This is a genomic window from Paenarthrobacter sp. 10N417 (assembly GCF_056394745.1).
The window spans coordinates 205,780-226,838 of record NZ_JBFTIL010000003.1; the positions used below are offsets into that span (position 1 = coordinate 205,780).

Here is a 21,059-nt window from a genome sequence, read left to right on the forward strand (position 1 = left end):
GAATGTTGAATCAAGACAACCACACTGTCCGCGCCGCACATAGAGGGCAGGACGGGTGCCTCACCAAACTAAGGTTGATCCGTGAACCTTCTCATTTCTGCGCTGGGAGTCCTGGGCGTGGCTTCCTCAGGACCACTGATCGCAGGCACTTTGGGTGCCACGTCAGTGACGGCGTTGGCGATCGCCTTCTGGCGGAACGCCATTGGCGCAGTCGTGATGGCCGCACCGGTCGCCATCCGTGAGCCCAAACAGTTTGGGAACATCAACCGGCGCGAATTTGGCTGGTCCACGGTTGCCGCCGTCGCCCTGGCCTTTCACTTCGCTTGCTTCATCACGGCGCTGCAGCTGACCTCCGTGGCTGCAGCCACTGCCTTGGTCTGCCTCCAGTCAGCATGGATCGCGGTCTTCCAGTTGTTCAGGGGCGCGCGCCACCGGTGGCCGGTTCTGGTGGGCTTGGGTATAGCCTTTGGCGGAGTCGTGGCCATTACAGGATTCGACATGGGCTCCTCGCCGCAGGCCCTGCTGGGCGACGTCCTGGCGCTGGCTGGTGGAGCCCTGGCCGGCTTGTATACCTTGGCTGGCGGCAAGGCCCGCCAATCCATGGGAACAGGCACGTACACCACGCTCTGCTATGGAATGTGTGCCGCGATTGTTGCCGGGTTGGCTTTGCTCAGTGGCCAACCGTTGGCAGGATTCGACGCCGGAGGTTGGCTTGGGATTCTCGCCATCACCGTGTGTGCACAGTTGGTAGGGCACACCGCCTTCAACCATTTGCTGGCCACAATGAGTCCCTTGCTGGTTTCCATGATCATCCTGCTGGAAATTCCGGGTGCGGCGATCCTGGCGGCGATCTTCCTGAACGAGACACTGCCCGCCGGAACATACGCCGGCCTTGCGCTCATTCTTATTGGACTCGCGGTGGTGGTCGCGGGGCAACGGCGTGGCAAAGGCGAAGCAGACCGGCGGGAGGCCGAGCTGGGCACTGACTGAGCGGGCTTAGAGGCTGCTGCGTCGAATGCCCTGCGCCGCGTTGGCCGTGTGAATGGCCCGCAGCAGTTTGGCCGGGAAGTAGACCGAGAAGAAGACCACCATGGGCGCTTTCAGGGCCATCTTTTTAACGTTGTGCGCCTTGTACGTCCGGTCGAAGCGGGTGACGTAATAGCGGTAGTCCCGCGGAGAGTCCTCAAGTCGGCGTGCCGACATGCCGGAAACCATCTGTGGGCAGTACCGGACGTGGAGATCGTGCTCAGCGAGGTGCAGTGAGAGGTCGATGTCCTCGTGCATCTCATCCTTCTCATCGAGGCACGTTTCGTCGCGGATGGTCTCCCATGCGGTACGGCGGAGGGCCATGTTGGAACCGAAGAGGAAATGGTACTGGTGCTTGGCCAATCGCAGCATCAGCTGGCGCATTTTGTCATCAGCTTTGAGCCCAAAGCGGCGCATGGGCATGTCGTAGTAGACAACAGGTCCGGTAGCCGCCTGCACGGACTGGTCCATGAAGGCCTTCTGGACCTGCTCAACCCAGTCAGGTTCGAGGACAGAATCGGCGTCGATGCGCCCAACGATCTCCCCTTTGGCGCTGTTGAGGCCAAAGTTGCGGGTGGGAATCAGCCCCTGCGTGCCGTCCTGCCGTAAAAGGATGATGGGGCTCTCCGGGTATTCCTGCTGCATCTGGCGCACGATCCTGGCGGTGCGGTCAGTGGAGAGATTGTCCACCACGATGATTTCTTCAGCAGGAACAGATTGGTAGATGGCCGCGATGAGGCACTGGCGAATGACGCTTTCCTCGTTATACGCCGGGATGACGATTGAAACCCCCGGAGGCTCGGGGACTTCCTTGAGGGCACCCGCAACGGGTCTATCGGCTGACATCACCTCAAATCTAACACCCGGCAGAGCGTCCCCAGCGGATGGTTTGGTTACAAGCTGGAAAACACTGAAGGGATCCCGGGCTGGCCGGGATCCCTTCAGATGATGTTTCAATGACGGCCTCTATGAACGCAGGCCGATGAGATCTCTAGAGCTGCGGGTCCTTGGAGGGGGACGCAGTGCCGTTGTCCTTTTGGCCGCTTGCCGCAATGTTCCTGACAGCGGTCTTGGCATCCGTAGCGACGTTGGCCGTGGAATCCTTGCCCTTCTCGAACGCATCCTTGGTTGCCTGCTCCACCTCGACAGCGGCATCCTCGGGCGTAATGTCAGACGCTTTGGATTCGGCTGGTGGAGTTGCACCCGTTGTAGCTGCCGTAGCTGATGCTGCAGTGTCTGCGGGAGCCGGCGTAGGGGCAGGGGTTGGATTGACCGGAGCCGGCGTCTTCCAAGGATCCTCCACAGGCTTGGAGGCCTTCCACGCAGCGACACCGGCAGCAACCGCGGCTGCAATAACTGTGACAACCAGCCATCCGCGCTTCTTCGGCTTCTGCTGGACAGCCAATTGCTGGGAAACAGCCTTGCTGGTTTGGTCCGCCACTGCCTTGATCTGCTTGCTGGTGGCCTGTGCCTGCTCCTGCACGCTGTGAACCACACCTGAGTCCACCAGTTTCTGCGCAACGGCATCCACTTGGGCGGGTGCGTTCTCAAGGACGTGATGAACAGCTACCGAAGCCTGGCCCAACTGCTCGGACAGCTTGGGCAGGTACTCCTCAACTACCTTGTCCCGGGCGAGTCCAAGGGCCGGAGTTGCCTTGTTAAGGGTCTCCTGGATCCTGGGCGTGGCGTCTTCCACAGCGTCATGGATCTTTGGCGCGAGATGCGCCAGCCCATCCTGAAGCCGCGGCGTAACTGTTGCCACGCCGTCGGCGAGGTTGTGCGCCGCCGACTTCAGTCCCTCTTGGATCTTGGGGGAAGCGGTATCAATGCCGTGCTGAATACGGGGAACAGCCCAACTGACGGCTGCTTCCACGCGGGGCGCCGCCCAGTCGCGGGCGTTATCCACACCAGCCGCAACGGAGTGTTCAAGGTCGCGGGCAATACGGTCTGATTTCTTCACAATTACCTCCCGATACACATGCTCGTTTGAAGCTAGCCTACGTGCCTTGAGGAACACCGGCTATTCATCTGCAGGATTCTTCCCGGATTTCACCCAGCGCGGAACCGGCTTTACAGCCATGCCGGCGTTGACCCTGCATGAAAGAATGGGGCCATGACCATCGCAACCGCAAAAGCAACGATCCACACGAGCCTCGGCGACATCAAGGTTGACCTCTTCGGCAACCACGCCCCCAAGACGGTCGCCAACTTCATTGGCCTGGCCACGGGCGATAAGTCCTGGACGCACCCCGAAACCGGCGAAGACAAGACCGGCACGCCCCTTTACAACGGCACCATCTTCCACCGCATCATCAAGGACTTCATGATCCAGGCCGGCGATCCCCTGGGCCGCGGTGTTGGCGGACCGGGCTACAAGTTCGACGACGAAATCCACCCCGAGCTGACCTTCAACGCTCCCTACAAGCTGGCCATGGCCAACGCCGGTATCCAGATGGGCAAGGGCACCAACGGGTCACAGTTCTTCATCACCACGGTCAACACCGATTGGCTGTTCGGCAAGCACAGCATCTTTGGTGAAGTAGCTGACGAGGAATCCCGCAAGGTTGTTGACGCCATTGAGGGCGTCCGCACCGGCATGGGTGACCGCCCGGTTGAGGACGTCGTCATCAACAGCATCGATATCGAGCAGCTCTAACAACAGGCTGATTCAGAGCCCATGAGCTACGGAATCCCGTCGGCAGAGCCGTCCGCCACAATTCCGGTGTGCCCGAGGCACCCGGACAGGCCCTCCTACGTGCGGTGCCAGCGCTGTGGGCGCCCCGCGTGCCCCGAGTGCCAGCGGGCGGCCGCCGTCGGGTTCCAATGTGTTGATTGCGTCAACGAACAAAAACGTACGACGCCGACATACCGTTCTCCCTATGGCGGTGCCTTGGCAACCGGCCGGCCTTTGGTGACGTTTACGATCATCGGGTTGTGCGTGCTGGTTTACATCCTTCAATGGATTGTTCCTGGCGACGCGGTATTCCAGAATTTTGCATTCGCAAATTATGCGGCTGCCAGCGAGCCGTGGCGGATGCTTACGGCGGCTTTCCTTCATTCGCAAGGATTCCTGCTCCACATCGTTCTGAACATGTACACGTTGTGGATTTTCGGACAAGCCCTTGAGCCTTTGCTCGGGCGGATCCGGTTCCTGGCCGTGTACCTGCTCTCTGCCGTTGGCGGATCCGTGGGCTATCTGTTGTTGACTCCCACCTTTCCCGTGGTTGGTGTTGTGGGAGCTTCCGGCGCCATCTTCGGCCTCTTCGGTGCCATGCTCGTGGTGCAGCGTCATCGGGGTGGTGAAACCAAACAACTGTGGATCCTCATTGCCATCAACGGCGCCATTGGCTTCTTTGTCCCCAGCATCGCCTGGCAAGCCCACTTGGGTGGCCTGATCACCGGCGGCCTCGCTGCGGCCGCCATCGCCTATGCCCCGCGGGGCAAGAACCAGGCCCTGCTGCAGGCAGGAGGCCTCATCCTCGTGGCGGGCGTCTTGGCCGTGGTCGCGTGGTTCCGCATCACTGCCGGCTAGCTCGGGCGGTTCCTGCAACCGTGACCGGTTGCCGCAGTATCGTCTTGAGTTTCTCCGATGCAGTACGGCGAGGGTCGCTTAGGTAGATCTCGTGAGCGCTTCCTCGAAGTGATCTTGGGTGAGCCAATCCGGGACCATATTCAGCAGGGTCCAATCCCAGCGTGATTTATCCCTGGCGCTTGTGAAGGTATCCATGTCCTCCGCCCACCAGAGGCCTTCCAGCGGCATCACAGTGTAGTCGCGACCCAACTCCTGTTTGCTGAAGAACTTCATCTTGTAAGCAACCGGATAGAGCGCTGCCAGCGCATCTCTGTAGTCCTGGGAGGTGTTCGGATCCCCATGACCGTCGACCATGAGGAACTGCAGGGCTGGAACCGTCACCACGGAAAACCTGCCATGCGAAGCCTTGTAGGTTTCGATGTGCTTTTTGAAGTCCACTTTCATTGGCAAGTAATCCCACTCCCCTAGTGTCGGCGTTGATGACGTTATCCACAGCCGTTGTCCACAGTGTGCGTAACTTACATACGTGTAGTTAGGTCGTTAGAGTGCTGTAAACCCGGTCAGGGCGGTAGATATCCCCCGAAAGGCATGGGTTCATCCACATCTGTGGATAACTTTGTGCCCATACCTCACTGATTTGTGGACAACCGGACCATTTCCAAGCGACCTGTGGATAAAGTTGTTAATGATGGCCTGCAGGGGCCTCTATCAACAGGCTTATCAACAATGTTAATAACTTACACGCGTGTAGTTCCCGACCGTCACGGCTCCTTTTAGACCGCTAGCGCGCGGATCCAGCACCGGAAACCCACAAGTTTTCCCCACCTGTGGATAACTTGTGGGTAGGGGGTTGTTGTTAAGTGGGTAACTCCCCAGGCCGTGAAGGTGATTACTGAGGGAGGAAGGCTTGCTTCGAGATGATTTTGCGCTTCGGTGGCCAGCTAAAACGCTGGTGAGTAAATCCAGCAATGCTCCACCGGTGAACTTTCAATGAAGATGCGGCCACTATCCACAGCGGCATGCACAGTGGGCATAACTCCTGCCCGTCGATCATGGGTCCAGGATCGGTAATGCGACAGGGGTTTCTGGGGAAAGTACGTGGATGTCCACAGAACTTATCCACGCCTGTGGAAAAAGTTACGCACTTCTGTGGAAAAGAACTGTGGGCGTCCGTGGGAGGGCGAAGCCCTACTTTTGGCCTTCTTCCAGCCAAACGCCGGACGTACCCCGCCTGTGGCTGTCAACCAAGTGGGTATCGATGATCCCTACAGCTTCCATGAGCGCATACATGGTGGTGGGGCCAACGAACGCGAAGCCCTTCTTGCGGAGCGCCTTGGACAGAGCAAGCGATTCGGGCGAGGTGGTGGGGATTTCTGCGTAGGATCGGGGCGCAGGGGTGGTTTCCGGCTTGAAAGACCACACGAAGTCCACCAGCCCGCCCTCTGTCCTCAGGGCGATGGTGGCCTTGGCGTTGGTGATGGCGGCCTGGATCTTCAGGCGGTTCCTGACGATGCCTGCGTCCAGCATGAGCCGCTCGACATCCGCGTCTGTGAAAGCAGCGACGCTTTCAGGGTGGAAATCCAGGAAAGCCTTCCGGAAGGCATCCCGTTTCCGAAGAATGGTTGCCCATGACAAGCCGGCTTGGAAGGCTTCCAAGCTGATGCGCTCATACATTCCTTGCTCGTCCCGGACCGGCATGCCCCACTCGTGATCGTAGTAAGCCTGCATCAGGGGATCCGAGGCAGCCCACAACGGCCGCGCCAAGCCGTCCTGTCCGATGATGATGCCGGTTTCCTCCGTGGTCATGAATGCTCCTCTGCGGCCGTCCCGCGGACGCCAACCCTTGCTCTTGCCTTTAGGGACATTCTGCCCGTTACCTGTGACATTTTTGCCGCTGGGATCCAGTCGCTAGGACAACCCGGTGACACGCATGGTGATATTGATTCGTCCATGGGAGAGCCCACATCCTTCCGGACAGGTTCCGGGGAGGACCTTTGGGATGCCGTGATACGCAAACCTTGATGCTCCGCCGAAAACGAAAAGGTCCCCGGATTGGAGTTTGACGTCCGTATATGGCTTGGTCCGCGTCTGGGTGTTGCCGAAGCGGAAGAGGCACGTCTCCCCGATGCTGAGGGACACTACCGGAGCATCGGAACGTTCATCCTTGTCCTGATGCATCCCCATGGCGGCACCGCGATCGTAGAAGTTCACCAGTGCGGCATCGGGTGTGTAATTGCCAGCGAGTTCGCCGAGGGCCTCGTTGCCTTCCGGCCCCGACGAGTAAGCATCCGATACGGCCTTCCTGCCCAAGCGAACCATCCACTCCGGGAACTGGAGTACGGGCTGGCCGTTTACATCCGTAGCTTCCCGCGTGTAGCGGTAGGGCTGCCAATGCCAGCCAAGGCAAACGGTCCGGACAGACATCTGATGCCCTCCCGGCAGCGTGGCCGCACGCAGCGGCACCGGGCCTTTCGTCCATTCGCCAAAGCTTTGCACGATCCACCTCTGCTGCTCCAGGCTCAGCCAGCCGGGCACGTGCACGGCACCTGGAGCTATAACCCGAGGCGCGGCGTCGTGGGTGTCAGGTTGGATAACCGTCAACGGAAACAGGGCGTCCCCGCTCATGCTGCAGCCTCAAGCGTGAGGAGCCTTCGCTTCGCTGCCGTTCCGCCGAGGTAACCGCCGAAAGTGCCGTCGGACTTCACCACGCGGTGGCAAGGAACGATGACCGGCAGCGGGTTGGTGGCGCAGGCGGTTCCAACGGCGCGCACAGCTTTGGGGCTGCCGGCGGCCTGGGCCACCTGTGCGTAACTTTCGGTCCTTCCGTAGGCGATCTGCGGCAGGTGGTGGAGGACGTTGAGGCGGAACCCGCGTGCGAGCTGGAAATCCAAGGGAAGATTGAAATCTTTACGGGTGCCGCTGAAATACTCGTCCAATTGGCGGGCAGCGGCCTCAAGCCGAGATGGCGCATGCAGAATGCGGGGACTCACCGTGTTGGCCAACGACTGCAATACGGCCTCGTGGTTCTCAAGCTCGAACGCTACCCGCACCACGCCATGCTCCGTAGCCGCCAAAAGCAGCTTGCCCACAGGAGAGTCCACCACTGTGTAGGCGATGTCCAGGGAATGGCTTTCCTGTGCAGAGCGGACAAGCCTCGCATGGAGGCTGGCCAGGGCAGGCTCGATTCCGGCGTCGAGGGGTTGAAGTAGTGTGGCAACCGCGGCGCGGTCCGAAAGGGATTCAAGAGTCATCGGATTTCTCCTTTCGCCGATGCTGGGACGGATGATGTAGTCACGGCCGTGGAATGAACCAGGAGGGCTCGTACGGATTCGGGCTCGTCTCGGAGCATGGAACGGAGGGCTTTCACACCGTCGGACCCCGCACGTCGTGCGGCATCTGGTGTCCCGCCGAGAAATGACGCAATGTCCCTATATGGGAGGCCGGCCAAATAGTGGTAGGCCACTGCCTGGCGTTGTTTAGGTGGCAACTGCCCGACGGCGTTGAGTAGCTCCGCTTGGCTGTCACCCGGAATGCCAATTTTCGAAGGCCGCTCGGGTGGCTCATCGACAGGCAAAGCGCGCCGATTGCTGGAACGGATGAGGTCGATGCATTTCCGATGCGCAATAGTGACGAGCCAGGCCTCAAGGTTGGCATCTGCAGGGAGGGCGCCATAAGCCTGCAAAGCCGCAAGAAAGGTTTCGGACCAGGCGTCGTCGGCATCGTGAAGACCCACCACTGCACGGCATACCCGGAGCACAGTGCCGCCATGTTCCTGGACGACTGCTTCGAACGGCCTCTTGGTGTGGGCCTGCTGCCGGCGCTGCATCAGAAGAGCTTGCTCTGTTTCACGGCGGCAGGCTCTTCGAGCTCGAGGAGGAAGCGCTTGTTGCGCAGGCCACCCGCGTAGCCAGTGAGTTGCCCGTTGCGCCCCACCACGCGGTGGCACGGGATGATGATGCTGATGGGGTTTCGACCCACTGCGGACCCGACAGCCTGGGCCAGGTGGGGATCGCCCATCTCGAGAGCCAGTTCACCGTAGCTGATGGTTTCCCCAAAAGGAATGTGTTGGAGCCGCTCCCAGACCTTCTCTTGGAAGGCATTGCCCCGGGCTTCAAAGGGAACGTCGAAGTCGGTGCGCTTTCCTTCGAGATACTCCCCGAGTTCGCCCCGGGTCTGCTCGAAGAGTGGTTCCTCGATCCCTGCCGGGACGCCAAAGTAGTCCGGCGGAGGCATGTGCCAATGGCCTTCGTAAAAGATGCCCGTCAAAAACTCCCCACGGGCAGTCAGCGTCAGCTGCCCCAGCGGGGAATCCATGGTGGTGTGCCTGGTGTTCATATCCTGTAGACGTTCGCGGGCACCGAAATGTGAGGTGTGGGATTCCTAGGCGCGCCAGCGCGTGGTCATGAGGAATCCGACGATTGCGATGCCGAACCCAGCCACGATGTTCCACGAAGCCCAGTCCTGAACCGGGAACCGGCCCTCAGTGATATAGAACGTGATGATCCAGATCAGTCCAATGATCATGAGGCCAAACATGACCGGCTTGTACCAAACGGGATTCGGCTTGTTCTGCTGCGCGGCGGAAGTCTGCTGGACCTGACGGGCAGGCCGCTTGCGGGGCTTGGACTCGGGCACGGATCCTCCTTGGCTGTTCGATTGAAACCCGATGCTGCCGGCCTTGGTATCCTGCAGGAAGGAAAAATTCCAGCGGTCAACGGCCACGCGGTGCTCCGGGTTGTTACTAGCTGTCAAGTCTAGCCGCAACCGGGGTAGGCCGGCGCCGCCCACGCCCTATACGAGGAGACCCTGTGGCGGACCAGCAGACGACGGCGGCTGCCGCCGTGCCGTCCGCCCAAGGGACGCAGGGAAAGCCTCCCAAGGCCCGGCGCACAGCTTCGGACGTTATCCGGAAAATCAGCCAGGTGCTGGGCGAGTTGCTCATCACCGCAGGCATTGTCCTCCTGCTTTTTGTGGGCTGGGAGCTGTGGTGGACCAACGTGGAGGCCGACGCCAAGCAGACCGAAGCCGTAAAGAGTTTTGCACAGGAATTTGCGGGACCGGTGACACCGGCTGCCAGCCAGGCTACGGATTACGGTCCGCCCGTCGTTGGGACAGCACCTGCCCACGGGAAAACGATCGGGATCATGTACATCCCGCGATTTGGTCCGGACTACACGCGGCCAATTATCGAGGGAACAGACCAGGATGTCCTGGACACACTGGGCCTGGGGCACTACGGAAACACCAGCATGCCCGGAGCCCTGGGCAATTTTGCCGTCGCAGGACACCGGCAAACGCACGGCGCTGTCCTGGATAACATCCACACCCTGGTCCCCGGGGACAAAATCTACGTCCAGACGCCAGATGGCTATTACACCTATGTCTTCCGCAACAACCAGATTGTGTTGCCCAGCCAAACCGACGTCCTGATGCCGGTCCCCACCCAACCCGGAGTCACGCCCCGTGAGAGCATCCTGACCATGACCAGTTGCAACCCGCGCTTCGGATCCCAGGAACGCATCATCGCCTATTCAGTCCTTGAGGGTTGGCAACCGGCCTCAGCGGGACCGCCGTCGGAAATCGCCACCCAAGTAGCCCAAGCCCAAGGAAAGGGGTAACGGATGTACGCCTGGATCTTTCGGAATTTGCCCGGCCCCTTGTGGGTGCGGATACTGACATCGGTGGCGCTTGTGGCCGTAGCCCTCGTCCTGATGGTGGAGTTCCTCTTCCCGTGGTTCTCACAATTCACTTCTTTGACCGACTCAACGATTGGTTTAGTGCAGCAGCCATGAGCTCAACAAAAATCCTCGTCGTGGACAACTACGACAGCTTCGTTTACACCCTGGTGGGCTACCTGCAAGAACTCGGCGCCGAGACAACCGTGGTCCGAAATGACGACGTGACACTCGCAGAAGCAAAAGAGCTTGCCGCAGCCCGTGACGGAGTCCTCATCTCTCCCGGTCCAGGAACGCCGGCAGAAGCCGGTGTTTGCATCGACCTCATCAAGTGGTGCGGCGAGGCCGCCAAGCCTATGTTCGGCGTCTGCCTTGGCCACCAGGCCCTTGCTGAAGCCTATGGCGGCGTGGTCACCCACGCGCCTGAGCTGATGCACGGCAAAACCTCGCCAGTGCAGCACGAAGGCAAGAGCGTCTTTGTCGGGCTTCCGTCGCCCGTTACGGCTACGCGCTACCACTCACTCGCTGCGGTTCGCGACTCGATCCCGGATGTCCTGGAGATCACAGCCGAGACCACCAACGGCGTGGTCATGGGCCTGCAGCACAAGACCGCTCCCCTCTGCGGTGTGCAGTTCCACCCGGAATCAGTCCTCACTGAAGGCGGCTACCAGATGCTGGGCAACTGGCTGGAGTCCCTTGGCATGACCGGCGCTGCCGAACGTGCTTCGAAGCTGAGCCCGCTGATCCAGCACTGACGTGTAGCGGCGGCTGAGGGGACGCGAGCCGTTAGTCCTTCTTGGTGGGTGTCGGCTTGGGGCTCGAGGTATCTGTTGGCGTAGGTGTGGGAGTTGGAGCCGGGGCTTTGGCTACCGTTACCGTAACTGTCTTGCCCTGATCCACTTCAGTATTGAAGGTTTCGCTTTGCGCCGTGACCTTGCCGGGGGTCACCTGGGAATTTTCCTGCTCCACCACGGCCATGACGAGGCCGTTTTCCTTCAAAAGCGCTTCGGCTTCCGACTGGGCAAGGCCTATCAGTTGGGGCATCAGCACTTTTCCGGAGGAGACCTGCAGCTCAACGTTGGAACCTGCGGCTATGGGCGCCCCGGGGGCTGGACCCGTGGTGATGACGAGTCCGATGGGAACCGTGGGGCTGTGCGTCCTCACGCTGGAGATGTTGCCCGTGATTCCCAGGCGCCGGAGGGTGTCGCGGGCGTCTGACTCGGTGCGGCCCACAATGTCTGCAGGGATAGTTACCGAGCTGGGACCGCTGGAGATGTTGAGGATGACTTCGGCGTTCTGTTCAAGCATGGAGCCCGCACTGGGCGCCGTGCCGATCGCCATGTCCTTGGCAACCTTGTCACTGGCCACACGTGCCGTTTTGGGGACCAGCTTTGCGGAGTAGAGCTCTTGCAGAGCCTGGGACTCCGACATGTTGGTCACCGAGGGAACCGCCACCTTGGCGGGTGTCGCGGGAGGCGCGTTGACGAGGCTGTAGATCCAGAATCCGGCGCCTGCGAGAACAAGGATAGTGAAGATTGCCAGCGTCGCCGCCCAAGTACGACGCCGGGACTTCTGGTGGGCGGACCGCTCCCGTTCGGGTGGGAGGTCCAGGGGAAGGGCTTCGTCCACCGGTTCCGCCATGGGGTCCTGGGTCGCGTCTTTGTAGTGCTCGACATCCAGGAATCCCACGGCTGTGGCGCTCAAGAGCTGGGTGTCCGGGTCTTCGGATGAAATGAGGTCGTTGGGGTCGGTAGGCGCCTCGCTGGTGGGGAGAGCGGGCACGGGGATGCCATTACTCGCGGCCCTGAGTGCCCGCCGGAAGGCAGCCGCATCCTGGAATCGGTCAGTCCGGCTCTTCTTCAGGGCCTTGGCAAGGACGGAATCCAAAGCCTCTGAAACTTCAGGGTTATGGACGCTGGGAAGGTCCGGTGTCTCCCGGACGTGCTGGTAGGCCACTGAAACCGGGCTGTCGCCTACGAATGGCGGCCGGCTGGTAAGCAGTTCATACAGAAGGCAGCCAGCAGAGTAGAGATCGCTGCGGGCATCAACGGTCTCCCCACGTGCTTGTTCGGGGGAAAGGTATTGGGCCGTTCCCACCACAGCCTGCGTCTGCGTCATGGTGGCAGCGGAGTCAGCCATGGCGCGGGCGATGCCGAAGTCCATGACCTTGACGTCCCCGGTATCGGCACAGACCATGACGTTGGCCGGCTTGATGTCGCGGTGCACAATGCCCGCCCGGTGGCTGTACTCCAGCGCCGCCAGCACGCCAAGGGTATAGCCGATGGAGTCTTCAACACCTAGTTCGTGCGCTTTGATCATGTCCCGCAGGGTCCGTCCTGCGACGAACTCCATCACGATGTATGGGACTCGTACGTCCTCACCCGGCCCACCCGGGACCGAGTACTCACCGGTATCGAAGATGGCCACGATGGAAGGGTGGTTCAGTGCCGCGACAGCCTGGGCCTCGCGTTTGAAACGGGCCTGGAACTGGGGATCGCGGGCCAGGTCAGCGCGCAGGACTTTGACTGCAATGGTGCGCCCCAGCAGCGTATCTGACCCACGGTAGACGTCTGCCATGCCACCACGGCCGATCAGGTCACCTAGTTCGTAGCGACCATTGAGGATGCGCTGCGAAGAGACAGGTGTGCTCTCCTCTCGGTGCGCTGGACCGGGCCGTGGCGTAGACATGGCGGCTACTTATTTGCTCGGGCTGCCGGAGCCGCTGGGGCTGGCGCTCGGGGACGTCGGATTGCTCGGTACAAGCGACTTGGACAGGTGGTATGTGACTACGGAACCAGCGGCAACCTTTGTTCCAGGCGCCGGCTCGGACCGTACGAAGGTGCCTGGTTTCTGGCCGACGGCACCATTGACGGGATCGCCCGGGACCCACCGCAGGTTCGCGGCTTCGATCAGTCCCCGGACCTCGTCTTCGCTGAGGCCGACACCGATGCTGGGCACGGACACCATTTCCGGACCCTTGGAGTACTGGACAGTGATCACTTCCCCTGGATCAACAGGACCGGTGGGGTTAAGGTCGGTTACCGTACCCACCGCGGCAGTGTTGAATACTTCCTGCCCGTTTACCTGCAGACCCAATCCAACAAGCTGGCTGCGGACAGTTTCAAAGGGTTGTCCAAGATACTCCTCGGGGATCAGGTTGATCTTCTGGGGAGTGGACTGCGTTGGTGTCGGCGAGGGGGCCTGGGACGTCTGCGTTGGGGTGGCCGATTGCGACGTTGGACTTGCGCTCCGGCTCGGGCTTGCAGATGTGGACTCGCTCGGACCGGGATTTGGCGAGAAGAAGCCCGACTGTGAAATCAGGAAACCAACCAGTGCGAACAGCACCAGCAGGATCAGGGCAACGAGTGGCCAAGTCCATGGGCTGCGCTTCTTGCGCTCCGGCTCGACGTCGTCGAAGTTGTCGTCATCGCTGTAGATAACGTCTTCTTCGTCGTTCAGCTGCCGCTCTGCCTCAAGTGCATTTGCCCGCGACAAAGGGTTGTCGGCGGAAGCGCCGGCAGCTCCAAGGGCAGCCCCGGCTGCGCCTCCAATAGCGGCGGTGGCGCCGATCACCGGAAGCGCGGAAGTCGACGTCGCGGTGTGCTCCTTGCCAAACGGCGAGGTAACGACGCCGGTGGGGGCCGTAGCGGTATTGACCGGTGCCGTGATGGGTCCAGTAGCGGCTTCGAAGAGAAGCATTCCCGGTACGGCGGCGTGGGCAGTGGTGATATCGCCGTTGCGGATAGCCTCCGCGGCCTCAGCCAGTTTGATGGCGTTGGCTGGACGGTTCTTGGGATCCTTGGCGAGCATGGACATCAGGAGGGCGCGCACCGGAGTTGGCAGCGTCTCCGGAAGCGGAGGCGGAGCGTCGTTGACCTGTGCAAGGGCAATGGCGATCTGCGATTCACCGGAGAACGGACGGTGGCCGGTGAGGCATTCGTAACCGATGACGCCCAGCGAGTAGATGTCAGACGAGCCAGTGGCAGTTTGTCCTGTTGCCTGTTCGGGAGCAAGGTACTGGGCGGTGCCCATGACCTGGCCGGTCTGGGTCAGCGGGACCTGGTCAGCCAGGCGGGCGATACCGAAGTCGGTGACCTTGACGCGGTTGTCAGGCGTGATCAACAGGTTGCCCGGCTTGATGTCGCGGTGGACCAGGCCCTGGGCATGTGCCACGGCCAGGGCGCGCGCCGTCTGGGAGATGATCGAAAGCGTCATGTCAGGCGAAAGGACCTGCTCGCGCTCGAGGATGCCGCTCAACGGATGGCCGGGCACCAGTTCCATGACCAGGTAGGCAGAGCCGGCTTCTTCACCGTAATCGAAGACGTTGGCGATACCCACGTGGTTAAGAAGTGCCGTGTGGCGGGCTTCAGCGCGGAAACGCTGGAGGAAGCCTGGGTCCCCGGTGTATTCCTCCTTGAGCACCTTGATGGCAACGATCCTGCCCAGGATCTGGTCCTTGGCCTTCCAGACCTCGCCCATGCCGCCAATCGCAATGCGACTGGTCAGCTGGAACCTGCCGCCGAGTGTGATTCCCGAAGTAGGTCTCACTTATTCAACACCGCCTCAAAAATCTTCTTTGCGTTCGGACTGGTTAGCTTGGCGCCTGTGAGCACATCCACACCTTCCATGACGATGGTGACGGCCACTTGCGGATCGTTCGCCGGGGCGAACCCGGTGAACCAAGAGTTGTTCAAACCTGAATCGCCGAGCTCGGCGGTACCGGTCTTGCCGGCTACCTGGACCCCCGGGACGGCAGCGCCGCTGGCGATGCCGTTGGAGACCGCGCTGCTCATCCATTGGGTGATCTGGTTCGCGATGGGTTGGGTGGTGCTTGTACGGAGGGCCTCGGGCTTGAACTCGCTGATTACCCGGAGATCGGGAGCACGAACCGTCTTGACCAGGTTGGGCTTCATTTGCACACCACCATTGGCAATTGCCGCCGTCATCAGGTTGATCTGCAGCGGAGTTGCCTTGACGTCGCGCTGGCCTACCGAGGATTGGGCAAGCTGCGCCTGGTCCAGATCCTTCGGGAAGACGCTGACGGCCTGCTGGAGCTTGAGCTGCTCGCCGAAGGTGTCTCCGAAGCCGAACTTCTCTGCCTGATCGCGGATCGCGTCCTGGCCGAGGTCCAGCGCGATGCTCGCAAAGGGAGTGTTGCAGGACTGTTCCAAGGCGAACGAGAACGTGGCCGTTTCACGGACGTTGCAGTTACCGCCAGCGTAGTTGGGCAGGCTCGCACTGGATCCAGGCAAAGGCAGGCTGCTGGGGTTCGGCAGTTCGCTGTCCTTGTTGTACTTGCCGGAATTCAAGGCTGCCGCAGTATCCACGAGCTTGAACACTGAGCCCGGAGACAGCAGATTACCCGTGGGCCCGCTGACATTCTGGTTCAAATTGATGCCAGGAATCTGGTTCAGCTGTGCGTAGTTCGCCGCTGCGGCGTTTCTGTCGTGGGTAGCGATCAGGTTGGGATCGTAGGAAGGCTTGGAAACCATGGCCAGGACGGCGCCTGTTTTCGGGTTGGTCACCACGATTGAGCCGCGTTGGCCTTCCGGAATGAGGTCATACGCAAGTTTCTGGATGGCGGGATCCAGCGTCAGCTCAACCGAAGCGCCCTTGGGCTCATTGCCCAGGAACATTTGGCTGACGCGGTCCAGGAACAGTTGGTCGGAATTGCCGGCCAACTGATCGCTGAGGGACTGTTCGAGCCCGGTGGAACCAAAGCCCCTGGAGAAGTATCCAGTGATGCCGGCATATAGTTCGGGCTGCGTGTACTTGCGTTGGAACGCGCAGGATTCGTTTCCCGCGACAGATTCCGCAATTGGCTTGCCGCCTACGATGATCGCCCCACGGTCATTGCAGAACGATGCCAGGATGGCCCGCTGGTTCCAAGGATTGGCGTTGAGATCGTCAGCGCCGATGACCTGGACGTAGCTGATGGCGCCGAAGATCAAGGCGAACATGGCGACGGCAGCCATCCACGAACTTCTAATTGCCTGGTTCATGGGTGCTTCACCGCTTCCGTGGGTGCGCCCGGTGTGGGTACGGCGGCCGACTTGCGGGCGGCCGGGTTGGTGCTGCTTGCAGGAGGTTTGTTGACCATCGGAGTTGTATCTATGGGCCCACGGGCCGTGTTGGAGATCATGAGCAGGAGGCCGACGATTATCCAGTTGGCCAAAAGCGAGGAACCACCAGCGGCCAGGAACGGCGTTGTGAGGCCCGTCAATGGGATGAGCCGGGTGACGCCGCCGATAACCACAAAGCACTGGAGCGCGATTGCGAAGGAGAGCCCGCAGGCCAACAACTTGCCGAACGCATCCCGCGTGCCCAAGGCGGCACGAAAACCGCGGGTAAAGAGCAACAGGTACAGCATCACGACGGCGAACAGGCCAATAAGGCCCAGTTCTTCGCCAATGAGTGCCACGATCATGTCGCTGTTGGCGAAGGGCACCAGATCCGGCCGGCCCTGGCCAAGGCCTGTGCCCACCAAGCCACCGTCAGCCATGCCGAACAAACCTTGGACGATCTGTCCACTGCCACCGGGGGACCTGCCAAAGACTTCGGGCGTGAAGGCATTGATCCAGCTGTCGATCCGGAAAGCAACGTGCGAGAAGATCTTCGAAGCGATGAAGCCGCCGCCAAGGATCAGGGCCAGCCCGATCACTACCCACGAGATGCGGCTTGTGGCGACGTAGATCATCACAATGAAGAGGCCGAAGAAAAGGACTGACGATCCGAGGTCGCGTTGGAATACGAGGACGCCAATGCTCACCAACCAGGCAGTGATCATGGGGCCGAGGTCCTTGAACCGCGGGAACTGCATGGGGCCAATTTTCCGTCCTGCCAGCAGGATGAGGTCCCGGTTGGAGGAAAGATACCCGGCGAAGAATATTGCCAGTGTGATCTTGGCAATTTCACCGGGCTGGAACGTCATAGGGCCGATCCGGATCCACACGCTTGCGCCCAGAACTTCACCGGCAGAGATGCCCGGAACCAGCGGCAAAATCAGAAGGAATGCACTCGCTGCCAAGGAAATGTAGGTAAACCGGCGCAGGATGCGGTGGTCCTTGAGGAACCAAATCACGGCGATGGATACGGCCATGGCAATAAGCGTCCAACGGAGCTGATTATTACCGGTATCGTCGCCAGGCCCATCCATGCGGTGGATCAAAGCGAGGCCGAGCCCGTTCAAGGCAACAACGATCGGAAGTATTACTGGGTCGGCATACTTAGCGCGCAGCCTCAACACGACGTGGAAGGCAAAGGCAGCGACAGCCAAGAGGCTCGACTGGAACCAGAAGTCGCTGTCCAGTCCGCTTTCGGAGTTGATGCTTACCAAAGCACTGGCGCCGATGCCAACGGCAAGCGCGAGCACGATGAGCACCAGCTCAACATTGCGGCGCGGCTTGGGCGCGGTCTCAGTCTGGATCATTTTGCCGCCTCACAGGGAGTCGGTACGGGCGAAGGCGTGGGGCTGGCAATGGCCGCTGTACTTGGAATGGGAACACTTGTTGTCGCAGATGGAGTGGGGGAAGCGCTGGTGCTGGGACAGGTTCCTGACGTGCTGCCGTAGTTCTTCAGGTTCTCGACAATACGCTGCGCATCATCAAGGTCTCCGGCAGGAACGGTCTGCCGAACACTCTGTTGACCGTACTCGGGAAGGGACTCAACACGGAGGTCAGTGACAGCCTCAAGCCGGGACAGCTGGATGGGGCCGAGCCGCTGCGAAATGCCGTTGAAGATTGCTACACGGGAATCGTACTCGCCAACGTAATAGCGGGTCTGCGTCCAAGCGTAGCCAAGCCATAGGCCCACGACGACGCCGAGCACAACAACAGCAGCAACGGCGGGCATGAGCCAGCGAATGCGGCGTCTTGCCGGTTCTTCGACTTCCAGTCGGTCCTGCTCGGCTTTGTGGGTCAGGACCGTAGCCGCGCGTCGAGCAACTGTGCGGCCTGCCACCGTCGGGATTGATCCCGTTTCGGCAGCTGTAGCTGCAGCACCCACGAGCTCATGGGGACGGCTGGCGAGCTCTTCGCGAAGGACCTCAGCGGAAAGATGCTCACCCAGGTGGGGGTCAGTAGTGGTGGGCGGCTCTTTGGAGGTTCCGTCGTCGTCATCGGACTCAGTCTTCTCCGCAGTTGGGTCGCCATTGCTGAAGGATGCACCGGCGTCGGCAACCTTGCCATCCTTGGTCGCTGTTGCCTTAAGCTCGCCCGGACTGGCGTCTGCGGGCTTGCTGGCGGAGGGACCTTCCGTCGGCTTATCTGCAGCATTTGATTCCGGCTCGTCCAGGGCGGCAAGCGCCGCGGGAGGAACGACGTCGACGGCGGCCGTGTTGACGTCGTCGTCGGTCTCCTCAACAATCTCCAGCACGACCACGGTGACGTTGTCCGGGGCCCCGGCTTCCAAGGTGAGATTAACGAGGGTTTCCGCGCATTCCCGAAGGTCCTTGGTTTCCCGGAATACCCGCTCCACCACGTGCCCTGCTACGTAGTTGAGGCCATCTGAGCAGAGCAACCAGCGTTCGCCCGGCTCGACGTCGAGGGCATCCAAGTCCAGCTCAGGGCTGGCATCGACGTCACCCAGGACGCGCATCAGAACGTTTTTGTGAGGATGTGTTTCGGCTTCTTCGGGGCGGAGCCGGCCTTCATCAATGAGTCGCTGGACGAACGTGTGGTCAATGCTGACTTGCTCGAACTTCTTGTTCCGCAGGCGGTAGGCCCGGGAATCGCCGATGTGGGCGAAATGCAGTTTGCGGTCCTCAAGGAGCAGGGCGGTGACGGTGGTGCCCATGCCGGAGAGTTTGGGATTCTGATGCACCAGCTCAGACAGCAGCGAATTGGCAGTCTGGATCTCATCGGCGAGGATCGTGTCCGCGCCGTCAGGGTAGTCATCGTGATCGAGGTGGATCATGTCCAGCACCGTGGAGGCGGAGGCGACGTCTCCGCCTGCGTGGCCACCCATGCCATCGGCAACGACTGCAAGATGGCGGCCCACGTACGCGGAGTCGTCATTCTTGGAGCGGATCCGTCCGACGTCGGATCGCGCGGCGTAGCGCATGATGAGTGGGCGCTGCGCCGGCGTTTCCTTGCCTTCCGGGGTCTCGGGAGAGGCCATGGACTACGGCCTCAATTCAATAACCGTCTTGCCGATTCTCACGGGAACGCCAAGCTCCACCGGCAGGGCACGGGTGAGCTGTTGATCGGCCAGGTAGGTGCCGTTGGTGGAACCGAGGTCCTCTATAAACCAGCGGCTGCCCTGCGGGAACAAGCGCGCATGGCGGCCGGAAGCGTAGTCGTCTTCCAGGACCAGGGTGGCTTCCTGCGCGCGGCCCAACAGGATGGGGCTTGCCGCCAAGGGGAGGGTGGTGCCTTTGAGAGGGCCCTCAGTCACTACCAGATTGCGCGCATGCTGGATGGCGGGCGCCGGGGAGGCTGCCAATTCGGGGTGCTTGCGGACCTCTCGTGCTGTGGGGGCTCCGGTCACGGCCTTGCGGCCTATCTGGAAGTCGCGGCGCATGGTGGACACGATGCTGAAGATCAAGACCCACAGCAACAGCAGGAAACCGAAGCGAAGGGCCGTGATGGTCAGTTCGCTGATGTCGTTCACGCGTGGCCACCCAGGGTTTGGGGGAGGAGGCGGAAAATGATCTTTGTACGTCCCATCGTGATGGTTGAGCCGTCAGTGAGCTCCACGCTGCCGTCCACCTTGTGACCGTTGACGTAACTGCCATTGGTGGAACCAAGGTCAACGGCCCACGTAGTGCCGTTCTGGGTGCGGACCTCAAGGTGCTTCCTGGAAACTCCGGTGTCATCCACCAGGATGTCCGCTTCCGAAGAGCGGCCCAGTACGACCGACTGGGCATTGAGGGAATACCGCTGGCCGGCAATGTCCAGGACAGGCTGGAGTCGGGTGGGCTGCCGGGCGGGTGCAGCTGGAACATTTGGCCGTGGGGCCTGTGGCGCGGGAGCAGCGTCGTCGGAGGATTTCTCGGTCCGGGAAGTTATTTCGAAGTGTCCGGCGCGTTCCTCTTCATTTCGACGGAACGAAATGCGGACCGCGCCCTGGAGCGTGTAGCCCTGGCTGCGAACGTGCTGGATGACCACATCGCACAGTTCCTCTGCCAGCGGAGTCCCCCACTCTTGGGCGCGTCCGAAATCTTCGTCGCTGAGGAGGACATCGAACACATTGGGGGCGAGAGTGCGCCCGGCTGCGATGGTGATGGACTTATTGTCCAGCTCGCGCCGTAGCTTGCTCGCGATTTCCACCGGCTCAACACGTGCCCGCGACCCCGTGGAGAAGACGTTGCGGACAGCCTTTTCAATGCCGCGCTCGACTTTGTCCAGCAAACCCATGGTCCTTCTCCTTTCCTCGCCGCGGCACCCACTGTGCCTGGTTCAATACTCCGTGCTTCGACCCGTCCACGCACACAGCAAAGTGAGCGCCGAACGGCCCTTCCACTTCCCGATACTACTGGGAGTGTCTGGGAATGGCCTTAATCCACAACGCCTTACGACGCGGAAAAGTTCGATTCCGGCCCGTCCTGACGGGGGAGCGAGGGGGTGAAATTTCCATGCCGTTAAGCAGAAGTTGTGGGGCGTGGGGACCTCCCGGCAGCGTTGTCCCCAACCGTGCAGGGCCTCGATTGGTGTTTTGTCTGGAATGTCCGTTATGCTTGATCTCGCTGCTTTTGAAGGAAATGAAGCTGGGAGACCGGTGGGGAGTCCTGAAAAAGAAGTTGCGCGCGAGTGGCGGAACGGCAGACGCGCTGGCTTCAGGTGCCAGTATCCGAAAGGGTGTGGGGGTTCAAATCCCCCCTCGCGCAC

20 protein-coding genes, 1 tRNA gene and 1 pseudogene are annotated in these 21,059 nt (G+C 60.9%); 6 read left to right on the forward strand and 16 right to left on the reverse strand.

Annotated elements, in window-relative coordinates; genetic code table 11:
• Positions 1-81: 81 nt before the first annotated feature.
• Complete coding sequence (locus AC1DCM_RS05335) at positions 82-990, forward strand: DMT family transporter (RefSeq protein WP_477517561.1); 909 nt, start codon at positions 82-84, stop codon at positions 988-990.
• A gap of 6 nt (positions 991-996) precedes the next feature.
• On the opposite strand, the gene AC1DCM_RS05340 is transcribed toward AC1DCM_RS05335, so the two are convergent.
• Complete coding sequence (locus AC1DCM_RS05340) at positions 997-1,872, reverse strand: glycosyltransferase family 2 protein (protein ID WP_442005244.1); 876 nt, start codon at positions 1,870-1,872, stop codon at positions 997-999.
• Positions 1,873-2,017: 145 nt separating this feature from the next.
• Positions 2,018-2,986 (reverse strand): hypothetical protein, encoded by a 969-nt coding sequence (locus tag AC1DCM_RS05345; RefSeq protein WP_477517562.1) that lies wholly within the window; start codon positions 2,984-2,986, stop codon positions 2,018-2,020.
• A gap of 153 nt (positions 2,987-3,139) precedes the next feature.
• Here AC1DCM_RS05345 and AC1DCM_RS05350 point away from each other — a divergent pair, with 153 nt between their 5' ends.
• On the forward strand, positions 3,140-3,682 hold the full coding sequence (locus tag AC1DCM_RS05350) for a peptidylprolyl isomerase (RefSeq protein ID WP_477517563.1): 543 nt from the start codon (positions 3,140-3,142) through the stop codon (positions 3,680-3,682).
• Between the two features lie 21 nt (positions 3,683-3,703).
• Complete coding sequence (locus AC1DCM_RS05355) at positions 3,704-4,558, forward strand: rhomboid family intramembrane serine protease (protein WP_477517564.1); 855 nt, start codon at positions 3,704-3,706, stop codon at positions 4,556-4,558.
• Here the strand turns inward: AC1DCM_RS05355 and AC1DCM_RS05360 are convergent.
• The 7 genes and pseudogenes from AC1DCM_RS05360 to AC1DCM_RS05390 all read right to left on the reverse strand — a co-directional run bounded on the left by AC1DCM_RS05360 (position 4,545) and on the right by AC1DCM_RS05390 (position 9,193).
• A pseudogene (locus tag AC1DCM_RS05360) lies at positions 4,545-5,002 on the reverse strand (GyrI-like domain-containing protein). The gene AC1DCM_RS05355 and the pseudogene AC1DCM_RS05360 overlap by 14 nt on opposite strands.
• Positions 5,003-5,746: 744 nt before the next feature.
• Positions 5,747-6,364, reverse strand: coding sequence for a DNA-3-methyladenine glycosylase I (locus AC1DCM_RS05365; RefSeq protein WP_442005241.1), 618 nt, complete (start codon positions 6,362-6,364; stop codon positions 5,747-5,749).
• Between the two features lie 102 nt (positions 6,365-6,466).
• Positions 6,467-7,183, reverse strand: a complete 717-nt coding sequence (locus AC1DCM_RS05370) for an alpha-ketoglutarate-dependent dioxygenase AlkB family protein (RefSeq protein ID WP_442018156.1) — start codon at positions 7,181-7,183, stop codon at positions 6,467-6,469.
• Positions 7,180-7,809: a methylated-DNA--[protein]-cysteine S-methyltransferase gene (locus AC1DCM_RS05375; protein WP_442018155.1), complete on the reverse strand. Its 630-nt coding sequence runs from the start codon at positions 7,807-7,809 to the stop codon at positions 7,180-7,182. The genes AC1DCM_RS05370 and AC1DCM_RS05375 overlap by 4 nt, the downstream gene beginning before the upstream one ends.
• Positions 7,806-8,384 (reverse strand): RNA polymerase sigma factor, encoded by a 579-nt coding sequence (locus AC1DCM_RS05380; RefSeq protein WP_442018154.1) that lies wholly within the window; start codon positions 8,382-8,384, stop codon positions 7,806-7,808. Before AC1DCM_RS05380 ends, AC1DCM_RS05375 begins: the two co-directional genes overlap by 4 nt.
• Positions 8,384-8,893 (reverse strand): methylated-DNA--[protein]-cysteine S-methyltransferase, encoded by a 510-nt coding sequence (locus AC1DCM_RS05385; protein WP_442018153.1) that lies wholly within the window; start codon positions 8,891-8,893, stop codon positions 8,384-8,386. Before AC1DCM_RS05385 ends, AC1DCM_RS05380 begins: the two co-directional genes overlap by 1 nt.
• Before the next feature lie 45 nt (positions 8,894-8,938).
• A complete protein-coding gene (locus AC1DCM_RS05390) occupies positions 8,939-9,193 on the reverse strand; it encodes a cell division protein CrgA (RefSeq protein ID WP_477517565.1) in 255 nt (84 codons plus the stop codon).
• Between the two features lie 158 nt (positions 9,194-9,351).
• Between AC1DCM_RS05390 and AC1DCM_RS05395 the strand changes: the two genes are divergently transcribed.
• Both AC1DCM_RS05395 and AC1DCM_RS05400 read left to right on the forward strand, forming a co-directional pair.
• Positions 9,352-10,176, forward strand: coding sequence for a class E sortase (locus tag AC1DCM_RS05395; protein ID WP_442018168.1), 825 nt, complete (start codon positions 9,352-9,354; stop codon positions 10,174-10,176).
• Between the two features lie 170 nt (positions 10,177-10,346).
• Positions 10,347-10,988 carry an aminodeoxychorismate/anthranilate synthase component II gene (locus tag AC1DCM_RS05400; protein WP_224094520.1) on the forward strand — a complete coding sequence of 214 codons (642 nt, stop codon included), beginning with the start codon at positions 10,347-10,349 and terminating at the stop codon, positions 10,986-10,988.
• Positions 10,989-11,019: 31 nt separating this feature from the next.
• Here AC1DCM_RS05400 and pknB read toward each other — a convergent pair whose 3' ends face one another.
• Genes pknB through AC1DCM_RS05435 form a run of 7 tightly spaced genes read right to left on the reverse strand, consistent with a single transcriptional unit; the run spans position 11,020 to position 20,588 of the window.
• A complete protein-coding gene (pknB, locus tag AC1DCM_RS05405; protein ID WP_477517566.1) occupies positions 11,020-12,921 on the reverse strand; it encodes a Stk1 family PASTA domain-containing Ser/Thr kinase in 1,902 nt (633 codons plus the stop codon).
• A 9-nt stretch (positions 12,922-12,930) separates the two neighbouring features.
• On the reverse strand, positions 12,931-14,781 hold the full coding sequence (locus AC1DCM_RS05410; protein WP_442018150.1) for a protein kinase domain-containing protein: 1,851 nt from the start codon (positions 14,779-14,781) through the stop codon (positions 12,931-12,933).
• Positions 14,778-16,235 carry a penicillin-binding transpeptidase domain-containing protein gene (locus AC1DCM_RS05415; protein WP_477517567.1) on the reverse strand — a complete coding sequence of 486 codons (1,458 nt, stop codon included), beginning with the start codon at positions 16,233-16,235 and terminating at the stop codon, positions 14,778-14,780. Before AC1DCM_RS05415 ends, AC1DCM_RS05410 begins: the two co-directional genes overlap by 4 nt.
• Complete coding sequence (locus tag AC1DCM_RS05420) at positions 16,232-17,662, reverse strand: FtsW/RodA/SpoVE family cell cycle protein (RefSeq protein ID WP_442018148.1); 1,431 nt, start codon at positions 17,660-17,662, stop codon at positions 16,232-16,234. Before AC1DCM_RS05420 ends, AC1DCM_RS05415 begins: the two co-directional genes overlap by 4 nt.
• Positions 17,659-19,350 (reverse strand): PP2C family protein-serine/threonine phosphatase, encoded by a 1,692-nt coding sequence (locus AC1DCM_RS05425; RefSeq protein WP_477517568.1) that lies wholly within the window; start codon positions 19,348-19,350, stop codon positions 17,659-17,661. Before AC1DCM_RS05425 ends, AC1DCM_RS05420 begins: the two co-directional genes overlap by 4 nt.
• 3 nt (positions 19,351-19,353) lie before the next feature.
• Positions 19,354-19,833 (reverse strand): FHA domain-containing protein FhaB/FipA, encoded by a 480-nt coding sequence (locus tag AC1DCM_RS05430; RefSeq protein ID WP_416418304.1) that lies wholly within the window; start codon positions 19,831-19,833, stop codon positions 19,354-19,356.
• A 5-nt stretch (positions 19,834-19,838) separates the two neighbouring features.
• Positions 19,839-20,588, reverse strand: a complete 750-nt coding sequence (locus AC1DCM_RS05435; RefSeq protein WP_477517569.1) for an FhaA domain-containing protein — start codon at positions 20,586-20,588, stop codon at positions 19,839-19,841.
• 387 nt (positions 20,589-20,975) lie between these two features.
• On the opposite strand from AC1DCM_RS05435, the gene AC1DCM_RS05440 reads away from it, so the two are divergent.
• A tRNA-Leu gene (locus tag AC1DCM_RS05440) sits at positions 20,976-21,058 on the forward strand.
• Position 21,059 lies beyond the last annotated feature (1 nt).

Coding starts and splice junctions, on each gene's coding strand:
- AC1DCM_RS05340 (WP_442005244.1), bottom strand. CDS start 1,872: ATGTCAGCCGATAGACCCGTTGCGGGTGCCCTCAAGGAAGTCCCCGAG.
- AC1DCM_RS05350 (WP_477517563.1), top strand. CDS start 3,140: ATGACCATCGCAACCGCAAAAGCAACGATCCACACGAGCCTCGGCGAC.
- AC1DCM_RS05355 (WP_477517564.1), top strand. CDS start 3,704: ATGAGCTACGGAATCCCGTCGGCAGAGCCGTCCGCCACAATTCCGGTG.
- AC1DCM_RS05365 (WP_442005241.1), bottom strand. CDS start 6,364: ATGACCACGGAGGAAACCGGCATCATCATCGGACAGGACGGCTTGGCG.
- AC1DCM_RS05370 (WP_442018156.1), bottom strand. CDS start 7,183: ATGAGCGGGGACGCCCTGTTTCCGTTGACGGTTATCCAACCTGACACC.
- AC1DCM_RS05375 (WP_442018155.1), bottom strand. CDS start 7,809: ATGACTCTTGAATCCCTTTCGGACCGCGCCGCGGTTGCCACACTACTT.
- AC1DCM_RS05380 (WP_442018154.1), bottom strand. CDS start 8,384: ATGCAGCGCCGGCAGCAGGCCCACACCAAGAGGCCGTTCGAAGCAGTC.
- AC1DCM_RS05385 (WP_442018153.1), bottom strand. CDS start 8,893: ATGAACACCAGGCACACCACCATGGATTCCCCGCTGGGGCAGCTGACG.
- AC1DCM_RS05400 (WP_224094520.1), top strand. CDS start 10,347: ATGAGCTCAACAAAAATCCTCGTCGTGGACAACTACGACAGCTTCGTT.
- pknB (WP_477517566.1), bottom strand. CDS start 12,921: ATGTCTACGCCACGGCCCGGTCCAGCGCACCGAGAGGAGAGCACACCT.
- AC1DCM_RS05415 (WP_477517567.1), bottom strand. CDS start 16,235: ATGAACCAGGCAATTAGAAGTTCGTGGATGGCTGCCGTCGCCATGTTC.
- AC1DCM_RS05420 (WP_442018148.1), bottom strand. CDS start 17,662: ATGATCCAGACTGAGACCGCGCCCAAGCCGCGCCGCAATGTTGAGCTG.
- AC1DCM_RS05425 (WP_477517568.1), bottom strand. CDS start 19,350: ATGGCCTCTCCCGAGACCCCGGAAGGCAAGGAAACGCCGGCGCAGCGC.
- AC1DCM_RS05435 (WP_477517569.1), bottom strand. CDS start 20,588: ATGGGTTTGCTGGACAAAGTCGAGCGCGGCATTGAAAAGGCTGTCCGC.